The following is an 11,995-nucleotide window of genomic DNA, read 5'->3' on the forward strand; positions in this document are numbered from 1 at the left end:
ACCCGCAGACGGTCGCAGGCCGCTCCTGCCGTCGCTGATGACCGTGACCGCTGTGAGCGGTCTGATCGACGCGATCAGTTATCTGGGCCTGGGACATGTCTTCACCGCAAACATGACCGGCAACGTGGTCGTCATAGGGTTCGCGGTCGCAGGTGCCCCCGGCTTCTCGGTTGTCGGCTCACTGGTGTCGCTGGCCGCCTTCCTGACGGGGGCAATGGTCGCCGGGCGGCTGGAAAAGGTCATGCACGCCCATACATCCGTGAGCTTCCTGCGCCGGGTCCTGGGCATCGAAGCGCTCCTGCTGGCCGTGAGCGCAGCCGTCGCTTTCACCACCGGACACGCGGTCCACGCTTTGATCGCCCTGACCGCGCTGGCCATGGGCCTGCGCAACGCGACCGTGCGAAGACTCGCCGTTCCGGATGTGACCACGACGGTACTTACGCTCACCTTGACCGCTCTTGCGTCCGACTCGACCTGGGCCGGTGGCACCAATCCACGTATGGGCCGTCGTCTGGCTTCCGTGCTGGCGATGCTGGCGGGCGCGCTGGGCGGAGCCCTGCTCGTGCGCCACACGGGACTGGGCTGGCCCCTGCTGCTGAGCGCCTTGGGTACCGCTGTCGCGGCTCTGGTCCTGCCGCGGCTCTCGTCTTCTGGTTGAGGTGTCCTGCGCGGACATCTCGGCCCGCTCCTCCTCCCTCACCTCGACCTCCGCCGGAGATGATTCCCATGGCCACCATGCCTGTCGCTGGATTCCCACCTGCCCGTGCCGACCATGTCGCCGATATCGTGGTCCGCAACGCCAAGATCTACACCGGTGATCCGGGGTGTCCGCAGGCCGGCGCCATAGCCGTCAAGGACGGCAGAGTCACCGTGATCGGCGAAGACGCGGATGTCGTCGAACTGATCAGCGCCCGAACGCGAGTGATCGACGCATTGGGCCGACGCGTCATCGCCGGCCTCAACGATTCCCACCTGCACGTGATCCGGGGCGGTCTGAACTACGTGCTGGAATTGCGCTGGGACGGTGTCCCCACACTGCGCCAGGCGCTGGCGATGCTGCGCGAGCAGGCTGCCCGCACTCCGAAAGGCCAATGGGTCCGGGTCGTCGGCGGATGGTCGGCGGAGCAGTTCGCCGAGAAGCGGCTGCCGACCGTCGCCGAGCTCAACGCCGCCGCACCGGACACCCCGGTGTTCGTCCTTCACCTTTACCAGGCGGCCCTCATGAACCGCGCGGCGCTGAAGGCTGCCGCCTATACCAAGGACACTCCCGATCCCAGAGGTGGCCAGATCGTGCGAGGCCGTGATGGGGAGCCGACCGGCATGCTTCTGGCCGCGCCCAGCGCGCTGATTCTGTACTCCACCCTCTCCGCGGCGCCAGTGCTGCAGGGTGCGGACCTGAGGACCTCCACCCGGCACTTCCTGCGCGAACTCAACCGGTTCGGTCTCACGTCAGCCATCGATGCCGCCGGCGGCTTCCAGAACTTCCCGGACAACTACGACACCGTTGTCGGTCTCGCCCGAGATGGCCAATTGTCGCTGCGAATCGCCTACCACCTCTTCCCGCAGACCCCAGGCCAAGAGATCGACGATCTGCGACGCTGGATCGCTATGGTCAAGCCCGGAGACGGCGATGAGTGGCTGCGTCTCAATGGCGCCGGCGAGAGCCTGATCTGGGCGGCTACCGATTTCGAGAACTTTGTCCAGCCCCGGCCCGAGTTGGCCGCGGGCTACGAGGAGAATCTCGAGACGGCGGTGCGGCTGCTTCTGGAAAATGGCTGGGGCTTCCGGCTGCATGCCACCTATGACGAGACCATCCGCCGCGACCTGAACGTTTTCGAGAAGCTCGCCGGCGAGGGTCTTTTCCCCCACGGGAACCGGTGGCTCTTCGACCACGCCGAGACCGTTTCACGACACAGCCTGGACCGCATCGCGGCGCTCGGCGGTGCCGTCTCGGTCCAGAACCGGATGTCCTTCCAGGGCGAGGCGTTCGTGCGACGCTACGGGGCCGCAGCTGCCACCGAGACCCCGCCGATACGCGCCATGCTGGACCGTGGCCTGACAGTCGGCGCCGGAACGGATGCGACGCGTGTGTCCTCCTACAACCCGTGGGTCGCGCTGCACTGGCTGGTCACCGGCCGGACCGTGGGCGACCTGGCGATCTACGCGCCCGAAAACCGCGTCAGCCGAGAGACCGCATTGAGCATGTACACACAAGCTGGCGCACGGCTCACCGGGGAACACGAAGTCAAGGGCGTCCTCAAACCCGGATACTACGGCGACTTCGCCATCCTTTCCGACGACTTCTTCACTGTCCCGGAACACGACATCCCGCACATCGAGTCCCTGCTCACCGTGACCGGCGGCCGCATCGTCTACGCCGCAGCCGAATATGAGGGGCTGGACGAAGCCATACCCGCCGTCCACCCGACATGGAGCCCGGTGGCACACTACGGCGGCTATCAGGCCACCGTGAAGCCCAGCATCGCCGGCGCCCGCCAGGCAGAGCTTATGGCGCACGCCGTATCCGAATCCGAACAGCACCGGCAGTGGCGGATTCAGCGAGGCTTCGCTCCCGATACTCCGACCACGGTCTTCGACACCTGCTTCGTTCTGTAACGCACCACGGCGGGCCCACGTCACCGCTCCGTATCAGGCGAGAGCTTGCGAGAGCTTGATGGACCTGGGACCGCTTCTCCCGCGGCTGGAGTTCGGTCCGCTGCTTACTGGGCCGGCTGGTCCGAGCAGACCACCATCAGGGGTGGGGGCATGGACGCCGACTGCGGTGACCCATACACCGCGGGCGGTGACTCGAGTCGGTGATGATGCCGCGCTGGTGAGCGAGAGCTTCCTCAAGCAGGCCAGCGTCCGATTGATCGGTGTCGCTGCCGGGTGGGGGCGCAATAGGGAGTCCCCAAGGAGTCTCACTGGAGTTCCGGCTCAGGAACTGGCTCTGCTGCAGGTCCGGATTGGCCGCCGTCGTCCCGTAGTCCCGGTACTCCGGCAAGCTTCCGCGGAGGCGGTCCGACACCTTCCATGGTGGCGAACCAGGTTCGAACGCCTGTGATGTAACTCTGGGATTCATTGGTGGCCGGAACAGCTTGTGCTGTCCGAACAGTGCCGATACCTACGTCGTAGGCAGTCAGAGTCAGATCAAGCAAGTTGCCTGTCAATTCGTTGCGCTCCAGCATCTCCCCTATCTGCTTGGAGAGATCGCACAGATATTTTCCCTGCGCAGCAATCGATTCTTTCGGTTCGAATGGATCAGCATCCTCCCCCTGGAACCGCTTGAAGACATCGCCAGGCACCTGCGAAATACCTTTGGCGCCATTTGGGCCCACAAATTTGGAATCGAATCCGGATTCATACTGAATCTGGGCCGCTATGACTACGGGGCCGATTGCGTCACACACTTCACCAGCGCTATTGATTACAGAATACAGGTCAGGAGGAACAGTGCAGGGTTCACCACCAGCGTATTCAGCGCCATTCGAGAGGGTGACCTCCAGTTTCCCGAGACCATCTCCGGTAATGATTCTCGAGGCTCGATCGGCCGCACTCTGCGAATCTGACTCCAGGTTCGCGCGTTCCGAGGTTTCACAACGCTGCTCGGCGTCTGAGAGTCCGCTGTTCAGGTCACCTACACTCCCGAGTCCCGAGAACGAAAGTCCATGAAAGAACATGTAGATGATCACGAGGGGAAACAGAAGCACTCCCAGCCCGCCGACAAGGATCAGAACGCCGGTCACAAGGGCCACCCCCACGGGAGCGGCAAGGCATCCGAACCCGCCGACTGCCGCAACGGCCATTTTGGTCGCGCTTGACTCGCCTGCCACCGCTCTGTTCCCCACTTCCTTCGCAGTTCACCCAACTCGTTCAGCCGAAAAAAGTTCTGCGTCGACCGACATGGTGTATCCACTTGCTCGACACGTTGAAAACAGGTCAAGGAATTGTCGTGAGAATCCGGTGCCAAGAAAGGATGCCTGGACGGCGCCTCAACATGGCACGGCGTTCGCGCTCGGTCTTGCCACCCCATACTCCGAACTCGATGCGCTGGTCCAGGGCATAAGCGAGGCATTCGACGCGTACAGGGCATTGATTGCACACGGCTTTGGCTTCGTGCTGAGATCCAGGCTCGGAAAACAGAGCCTCTGCTTCGGGTAGCCCGCAGACTCCCCTTTCGCTCCAATCAACAATGCCCATTTTACCCACCAAACTCTCCGTAGATTTTCTGAGGTTCTGCCTACACGGAGTGCGGGTCTCAAGATCGATTTCCCGTGCGACTAACCGGCGCCGAATCCCGCAAAGCAGTTCGTCGGGCTGGTTTTATGCATTTTCAAACAAGAAGGACTGGTCCGGAATCTGCAAGAGGGAGAAGGCAATGTCACCAACATCGTTTCCGTTGGCCGTTCACTCTGCTGGTCCACTTCCGGTGGAGTCCCCCCGCAACGATCCGTCGGCCCAGCGTTCCTGCTGCTGCAGAACTCAGGCACTCCACACACGGGCCAGCTCAGCCCATCAGTTCTAAGGAGCGCCATCCGAGACCGATCTGTAACATTCCCACGCCTCGGGGTCCTTGGGCGGTGATGACCTCGTCCGGGGTCAGTGGCGGTGCGCATCGTGCGCCGGCATGACGACCAGGTTGGGCGCGAGGGGCAGGCTGAGCAGCGGACAGCAGGGCTGCAGAAGGCGCGCCCGCCGGATCAGAGCGGCCCCGTCGGGTGCGATCTCGATGTTCGTGAGCCGGTCCCGGTCCCTCATGCTGATCGAGAAGCCCGTAGCGGGGCCGCCCGGACTGTGCCCGGAAACCGATCGGATCGACTGTCACAAGCCTGCGATCCGGATGGATACCCTGCAGATCCGATGCTGTCGCCGGCGCAGCACTCCATCGGCCGGAGCCGCCGGCGTCCTGAAGCGGGACCGCGGAACAAGACCGGCGGGAAGACAGGCGCTCGCTGCGGAGCAGCGGTGAAGAAGTCGTGTCGGAGTCCGGCGTCAGTCCTTGAGAATCGCGGCCGCGACGCGGTCCACGAGCCACCGTTTCGCGCGGTCGACGCCCCATCCGAACGCATCCACGGCAAGGACGAACTGCGGGTTGCGGAAGTGAAAGAAGATGATTCTCGCCGCGTCCTGGACCGTGAGCCCTTCGGCCAGGTCGCCGTTGTCGGCGATCCCCTCGACGATCATCTCCAGCGCCTCTATATGGCGCTGGTCGGCGATGTCGAGGAACTCCTGTGCTGCCGGGGAACTCGGCCCGGCGCGCTCGACGATCCGCATGATGTCGCCGGCCTCTGCGGCGTGCGCCGCGTAGCCCTCGGCCAGGGCCTCGAGTTTGGCCCGGCCTGTGGACTGTGCCGCCGAGTCGCTGATGATCCGCGCCACGGTCGGACTCGTTGTCCAGATGTCCATCAACGTCCGCAGCAGACCCTCTTTGCCTCCGCACTGGGCGTAGACAGTGGCAGGGGAGACACGCGCCTCGCGTGCGATCTTCTCGACCGTGGTCTGCGCGTAGCCCGGATCGGCATAGAGCTTTCGTGCGGCTTTGACGATTTCGTCCCGAGTCATCTTGGCGTACTCGTCGCGACGGCTCGGTGCTTGGGCTGACAACGTCTCACTCCCCGTCCGGGTGGCGGCCGGTGCCGCCCGCCCATGCACGGCCGAATGCTCTCATGACGGTCCAGCCTGCACCAATCACACACTCCGCATCGAACACGTCAAGCCCGAGGGCGTCCTCAACGCGGATCCGGAGCGCGTCCAGCTCCCGTGCGTCATCGGGGTCGGGCACCTGGCCGAGGTCCGCGAAAGCCCGGCCGGTGAGTCCGATCAGCCGCGCGGCCAGCTGCACGTCCCTGTCGGCCGACGCGAGGGCGGCAGCAGCGATTCCCAGGTATGGCAGGAAGTCACGGTAGCCATCTCGAAAGACACGCTCGCGACTCTCCTCGATCAGCCGGCGCGCGCGCTCGACGTTGCCGAGGTGCAACTCGACGAGAGCCAGGTTGTGGTACTCGGAGTGCACGTGTTCATCCTGCCCGAGCTCCCGGTTGAGTCGAACGCTGGCCTCGTAGAGGTCCCGCGCCCGCGCGTAGTCGCCCGACAGCCGGGCCACGGCGGCGAGCACGTGGCGCGGCCGCTCCTCCAAGCGAGGCATGCCCCCTTGCTGGGCGACGGTGAGGGCCCGTTGCGCCAATTCGGCGGCTCGATCCAGCTCCTGGTTGCGCAGGGCAACCCGGGCCAGGCCGTACAACCCCTCCACCTCGCCGGCCGGGTCGCCGGCCGCTTGCGATCGCTCGACCTGCCCTGCGGCCATCCGGCTCACGGCGTTGGTGTCACCGCGCCGGAACGTCGCGCGAAGGTGCTGTCCGTTCGTCACCGTGCCTCATCCGATCGAGAAAACATGTACTGGCTAGAGTGCCACTCTAGTGGTTAGAGTGTGGATGCGGTCACGCTAGCGCAACTCCGATCCACCCCAGAGCGGGCGGCGGGTAGGGCCGAGCCACCGAAAGGGCTGGACATGACAGCAACGCTCGTCGTTCCCGGAAACGCCGCCATCGTGGGAGAGCCTCCCGTCGAGGCCCCTCTGCGCCTTCAGGTACTTGGTCCCCTGCGGCTGTGGCGGGGCGAGTGCGAACTCGAGGCTGGGCCGCGGCAGCAGGCGTACCTGCTCGCTCTGCTCCTCGCTCGCGGAGGCCAGCCGATCGGCGTCGGGGAGCTCATCGACCTGATCTGGGGCGAAGACGCGCCCGCCAGCGCTCTCAACGTGATCCACAAGTACGTCGGCTCGATACGACGCCTGCTGGAGCCCGGCCTGCCCCCGCGTGGAACGGGCGCGTACCTGCTGAGACGGGGCAACGGCTACCTGTGCGCGGCGGGAGCGGACCTTGTCGACCTCCCGAGGTTCCGGCAGAAGGCCGGAACCGCCCGGGCCGTGCTGGCGGAAGGACACAAGGCAGCGGCACTGAATCACTATCTCGACGCGCTACGTCTCTGGAGTGGTCCGGCCGGCGACGGGTGGGTGCATGGGCCCTCGGCGGTTCCGATCTTCGCCGGCCTCAATGACGAGTACTTCGAGGCCTGTATGGCCGCGGCCGAGGTGGCGCTGGTGCTCGGACAGCCCGCGCGAGTGCTGCCGGCTCTGCACCTGGCTGCCACGATGGCTCCGCTGCACGAACCGGTGCAGGCCAGCCTCATCACTGCGCTGGGCAGCGCGGGCCAGCAGGCGGAAGCCCTGGCCATCTACTCGGCCGTGCGCGGACGGCTCGCCGACGATCTCGGAATCGACCCCGGGCAGGCTCTCCAAGCCGCCCATCAGCGGGTGCTCACCCAGACTCCCCCGCCCCACGCTTCCCCGCCCCAGACCTATCCGGTCCAGACCTACCCGGCCCGTACTCCCGAGATCGAAGTCTCAGCAGCCACAGCTCCGAAAGCCTCACCCTCAAGGCTTGCGGCACCACCACTGCCACCGGTCTTGCCGCGTCCGCCGGGCGACGCGGACCGGCTGGTCGGCCGCTCCGACGAACTCTCGGCGCTGCAACGTGCTGTTGAGCCGGCCCTGGGCAGCGGCACGGCGGTGGTCCTGCTGGAGGGCGAGCCCGGAGCCGGGAAGAGCCGGCTCATGGAGGAGCTCGCCGGCCACGCTGAGGACCGGGGCGCTCTGGTGGTCTGGGGTCACTGTCTCGAGGGCGAGGCAAGGCCGACGATGTGGCCGTGGGTCGAGATGGTGTCCAGCCTGTTCGCCGTCGTGTCGCAAGCACGACAGGAGCAGTGGGCGGCCCGCGATCTCGGTCATCTCATCGGCTCACACGTGGAAAGGCCCGCAGTACCCGCGATGCCGGACGGCAACGCCCGGTTCCGCCTGCTGGAACAGGTCGTGGAGTTGATCGCCGAGGCGGCCGGGGAGCGACCGGTCGTACTCATGCTCGACGATCTGCAGTGGGCCGACACGAGTTCGCTGCAGCTCCTGGATCATGTCGTCTCACGCCTCCCCGCCGGCACAGCGGTCGTCGGCGCGCTTCGCAGCCAGGGCCCCTCGTCCGGCATGGAGCTGGTCCGGACGCTGGCGGCCGCCAGTCGCACGACAGGTCACCGGCGGATCCTGGTCGGTCCCTTGAGTCCCACCGAGGTGGCCGAACTCATCCGGGTCGAGACCGGTATACGCCTCACTCCTGACGCGGCCGCATCAGTCCACACACGCACGGCAGGCAACCCGTTCTTCGTCCAGGAATTGGGCCGGCTGTGGGCCGCCGACGGCGAGGTCACCAAGGACACCGTGCTGCACAGCAACGTCCCGGTGACGGTGCGCGATGTCGTACGTGACCGGCTCGCTGTGCTCGACAGCGACGCACACGAGCTGCTCGAGACAGCAGCACTGGTCGGCCGCTGCGTCGAGCTCACCCTGCTTGCCCGGACGGCTTCGCTGGACGTGGCTTCCTGCCTCGAGCGTCTGGAACCCGTCCGCGTCCTGGGGTTGGTCGGCCCGACACCCAACGACCCCTTCTCCTACCGCTTCACCCACGATCTGGTGCGTCAAGTAGTCTCCGAAACGATCCCGCCCGGTCGCGCCGCGGCGCTGCACGGTTCCATCGCGGACGCCATCGAGGAGAACGTCCTGAGTGACGAGTCCGTCGCCGAGCGGTTGGCACACCATCTATGGAGCGCGGGCCCCGTCACGGACCCGATTCGAACCATAACGGCCCTGGTCCGCGCCGGCACACACGCCATGGCGAAGACGGCACTGGGGGCAGCCGAGCGCCATCTCGGGTCAGCCGTGGAGCTGGCACGCAAGGCGTCGCTTCTCGAGCAGGAACTCGGGGCACTCTCACAGCTGATCGCGGTCGTCGGGATGCGCTCGATGTACGGCACAGCGTCGGTCAGCCTGCTGGAGCGAGCGGAACAGGTCGCTCGGCACCTTGGGCGCGACCGCGACGCGGCCGGGTTTCTCTTCTCACGCTGGACCGCCCACGGCCAGGCCCTCGACCTGGACCGAAGCACTCCTCTTGCCCATCGGCTCGACGAACTGGGCAAGACCGCCCAGGACACGGTCGCACGCTGCTACGGCAGGGCCGCAGCGGGCATCCACGAGTGGTGCCTGGGAAACATCGGAGAGTCCTACCAGCGGCTGAGCGCCCTCAGTCCCGACACCTTCTTCGGCCCCGACGATGATGAATACGATCCCGTGCGCAACGGCGTCCAGCTGATGACTGCCGGGATGTTCGCCGAAATAGCGGGCTATCACGGACAGACAGCACAAGCGCGTGCGGTACTCGACGTACTGGCCAAGGCGGCAGGGGACGACCCGTACTCCGTCACCACCGCCACCTCCTTCGAGGCCCGGACAGCCTCGGTGGTAGGCGACCCGGCATGGGCGCTGCGCGCGGCCGAGCGCGGGATCGCCGCCGACCCGCACTTCTCCTTCGCCTCGCTGGGCACTTACCTGCGCCTGGCCCGATGCTGGGCGCTGGCAACCACCGGCGAGAACCCCACCGCCGCCGCGGACGAGGCCGAACGCCTCATTCGCACCCACCTGGCCAGCCCCGCCCGCACCTGCGTCTCGACCTGGTATGCCCTGCTCGGCGAAATGCGCATCGCCGCCGGTTCGTTGGACCAGGCTGCGGCAGCGCTCGACAGCGCCGAGGAATACCTCGAACGCTACGGCCAACGCTCGGCAGAGGCTCTGATCATCCTCGTGCGCGCCCAACTGGAACACGTGGCCGGCGACAACCGTAGTGCGGTGCGCCTGGCCGACCGGGCCCGCACCGTGGCACACCGGCAAGGGGCACTTCTCTTCGTACAACGCGCTGAGGGGCTCCTTGCCCGGATCGAGCGGCGCGGCGGCCACGCCATCTGATCGATGGCTGGCGTGTGTCGTCGCCTGATGGCCGGTGAGCCAGGCTCGGGCCGTTGCCGCCGGACCCGGCTCCGAGACAAGGATGTCGGTGGCGTGATCAGAGGGACCCGCCCGGCGAGCCGGCCGGCCTGATCAGCCTGCAGCCGGCGGAAGCTTTCGATAAGCGGGCTCGGGCTGAGGAACCGAAGCCGAGCCAATTTCTTCGAGTTTCTCTACTTGCATTTGCGCCCAGTGGCGCATCCGCGATCCGAGCGCGTCGGCGACGCGTAGGGCGCCCTTCGCGGAAGAAATAGCAAGTGGGTCAATGCGTAGACTGGCCAGGTAGCTGTCCAGAGCGAGATCCGAGTTACCCGTGATCTCATGACAGTGCCCTACCATGAAGTTGATCAAAGCACCGCCGGGGGGAGCAAGGCGAGCTGCCTCGCGATACGCTTCCAGCGCGTTTTCCGCCTCGCCTCGCTCCAGGTGGACTTCTCCGCAGTTCACCCAGACCCGGGCATCAAATGGATCAGCGTTCCTGTGGTTCACTGCGCGCTCCAGAGCCAAATCCAGGTCACCATTCCAAAGCGACTCCTTGATGAGGCTCTCCCGTACTGGCCATGCGATTTCTCTGGCGTACGCCAGCTGTACGGAATCTCCATAAAATGCGTCTTCCGCATATTTTCTGGCGAGTTCCATCTCTGCTTGCGTACCGGCACTGTCCTGTTTCATCTGAGGAATAAACGCATGGACCCGATGGAATCGACTTCTGGCCATCAGGTAGTCCTGACGGGATATTTCGCTCGAGATTTGTTCGATCTCTACGCCATGGATTCCCTGCCAGAATTCGGCGGCCCGCACATCTCCTTCATGTTTTACACTCTGGACGACCTTCTGGTAAATCGCAGCCAGCTTCCACAACCCGGGCGGGGCAGTGACAGCTATGGCCTCGAACTCGTCTATGCAATATCCGACGTCCTCGCTCTCATTTTGCAGGCGATAGCGCGCGTAGGCTCTTAGCCAGGCCACTCCTGCGCTGGAGTCGTCGGACGGTTCGAGAAACCGGTCATGTGACGTAATGTCTATCGTGCACTTGAACAGCCCCAATCGATTGAGAACGCGAAGTGTCTTCACCTTCTGCTTGACATCCAAATCAGCAAAGTTTTCGACGCTATCAACAAGCACTTGCCAATCAGGAGTTCGGAGTCCGACGTCAAGCTGGCGCGGATCAGTCAACGTGTACTCGTGGAATCCAGTAGCTTGGATCAGCTCCTCCCGAAAGGAGGCGTTCATGGTCTGCCACAGCATCGGGAGATCTGTCGGTGCCGTCAGGTTTCTCCGATCCACGTCGAGCGGAGCTGTATACGCAGGTGAATCATCACAAGGCAATCCAAGATCGAAAAACGGCCTGCTCAGGAATCCTGGCAGCGTCAGACCGATATCACGCATCGCATATATTCCAAACTATCGACTGTGATCGATTATTGGGACTACTCCTATTAGAGCCGACAGAAAAGCGGCTGCCGAGGCGTTTTGTCAGCACGCTCCGGCAGCCGCTTGTCAGGCCCTACTTGAATGTTTCATACACGCCGCCAAAGGGGCGGCAACGGATTCGGCGACACCAGGACGCATGTCCGCCCTTTACACCAAGGTGGTCAGAGGGCGCTTCGGGTTGAAGGTCTGGAAGAGATTATTCGTGTTGCGCTTCATGAATTCTCCATGGCCATTGCATATCATCCGAAGTGAAGGAAATGCCCCGACTCGACGGGCGCCTCCTTCGGTGCTTGACGCCATTTATAGCGCATCGCACACATGGCAAAGATAGAATGTCAGCGCCATTTAGCGCGCCAGGCGAGGTATGACAATCTCTCTCAATTTCCGTATCGTTGCTGGTCAGGTACCTGTTTGACTCGGCAGGGATCTGACGGCCTGTCGGGGGCGAGCACGGGAAGGCCCGGCGTTCAAGGGAGCCCCGCCGGCTCTGTCCGGCCCATTGCGGCCGCGCGCAGAAGCCGTCCGCAGGCCGGAACGGCCATCCGCCCGAGATCCGCGCGCCCGGACGCGTTCACGACGTCCGCCAGGCAGGGGCGGAAGAGCAGGCACCTGCGGCTTCGGCCTGGTCAGGCATCTGGGCGCCGGAGACGTTCGAGGTCAGCGGGAGGGCTGCCTCGTCTC

8 protein-coding genes and 1 pseudogene are annotated in these 11,995 nt (G+C 64.9%); 3 read left to right on the forward strand and 6 right to left on the reverse strand.

Annotation, left to right across the window (positions count from 1 at the left end; translation table 11 throughout):
* Positions 1 to 37 precede the first annotated feature (37 nt).
* Both QF030_RS01630 and QF030_RS01635 read left to right on the forward strand, forming a co-directional pair.
* Positions 38 to 658 carry a YoaK family protein gene (locus QF030_RS01630; protein ID WP_307160821.1) on the forward strand — a complete coding sequence of 207 codons (621 nt, stop codon included), beginning with the start codon at positions 38 to 40 and terminating at the stop codon, positions 656 to 658.
* Positions 659 to 726: 68 nt separating this feature from the next.
* On the forward strand, positions 727 to 2,616 hold the full coding sequence (locus QF030_RS01635) for an amidohydrolase (protein ID WP_307160822.1): 1,890 nt from the start codon (positions 727 to 729) through the stop codon (positions 2,614 to 2,616).
* A 305-nt stretch (positions 2,617 to 2,921) separates the two neighbouring features.
* Here the strand turns inward: QF030_RS01635 and QF030_RS01640 are convergent, their stop codons facing one another.
* The 5 genes and pseudogenes from QF030_RS01640 to QF030_RS01660 all read right to left on the reverse strand — a co-directional run bounded on the left by QF030_RS01640 (position 2,922) and on the right by QF030_RS01660 (position 6,367).
* Positions 2,922 to 3,833, reverse strand: a complete 912-nt coding sequence (locus QF030_RS01640) for a lytic transglycosylase domain-containing protein (protein ID WP_307160823.1) — start codon at positions 3,831 to 3,833, stop codon at positions 2,922 to 2,924.
* Between the two features lie 115 nt (positions 3,834 to 3,948).
* Positions 3,949 to 4,200: pseudogene (locus QF030_RS01645) on the reverse strand (WhiB family transcriptional regulator); the annotation flags it as partial.
* 399 nt (positions 4,201 to 4,599) lie between these two features.
* Positions 4,600 to 4,758: a hypothetical protein gene (locus tag QF030_RS01650; protein ID WP_307160824.1), complete on the reverse strand. Its 159-nt coding sequence runs from the start codon at positions 4,756 to 4,758 to the stop codon at positions 4,600 to 4,602.
* A 234-nt stretch (positions 4,759 to 4,992) separates the two neighbouring features.
* The gene (locus QF030_RS01655) at positions 4,993 to 5,604 is read right to left on the reverse strand and encodes a TetR/AcrR family transcriptional regulator (RefSeq protein WP_307160825.1); all 612 of its coding nucleotides are present in this window, start codon (positions 5,602 to 5,604) and stop codon (positions 4,993 to 4,995) included.
* 4 nt (positions 5,605 to 5,608) lie between these two features.
* On the reverse strand, positions 5,609 to 6,367 hold the full coding sequence (locus QF030_RS01660) for a tetratricopeptide repeat protein (RefSeq protein WP_307160826.1): 759 nt from the start codon (positions 6,365 to 6,367) through the stop codon (positions 5,609 to 5,611).
* 60 nt (positions 6,368 to 6,427) lie between these two features.
* Between QF030_RS01660 and QF030_RS01665 the strand changes: the two genes are divergently transcribed.
* Positions 6,428 to 9,841 (forward strand): ATP-binding protein, encoded by a 3,414-nt coding sequence (locus QF030_RS01665; protein ID WP_307160827.1) that lies wholly within the window; start codon positions 6,428 to 6,430, stop codon positions 9,839 to 9,841.
* Positions 9,842 to 9,973: 132 nt separating this feature from the next.
* Here QF030_RS01665 and QF030_RS01670 read toward each other — a convergent pair whose 3' ends face one another.
* On the reverse strand, positions 9,974 to 11,269 hold the full coding sequence (locus QF030_RS01670) for a tetratricopeptide repeat protein (protein ID WP_307160828.1): 1,296 nt from the start codon (positions 11,267 to 11,269) through the stop codon (positions 9,974 to 9,976).
* Between the last annotated feature and the right edge of the window lie 726 nt (positions 11,270 to 11,995).

Origin of the sequence: Streptomyces rishiriensis, from assembly GCF_030815485.1 — a bacterium.
GTDB classification, from domain to species: domain Bacteria; phylum Actinomycetota; class Actinomycetes; order Streptomycetales; family Streptomycetaceae; genus Streptomyces; species Streptomyces rishiriensis_A.

Coding starts and splice junctions, on each gene's coding strand:
- QF030_RS01630 (WP_307160821.1), top strand. CDS start 38: ATGACCGTGACCGCTGTGAGCGGTCTGATCGACGCGATCAGTTATCTG.
- QF030_RS01635 (WP_307160822.1), top strand. CDS start 727: ATGGCCACCATGCCTGTCGCTGGATTCCCACCTGCCCGTGCCGACCAT.
- QF030_RS01650 (WP_307160824.1), bottom strand. CDS start 4,758: ATGAGGGACCGGGACCGGCTCACGAACATCGAGATCGCACCCGACGGG.
- QF030_RS01670 (WP_307160828.1), bottom strand. CDS start 11,269: ATGCGTGATATCGGTCTGACGCTGCCAGGATTCCTGAGCAGGCCGTTT.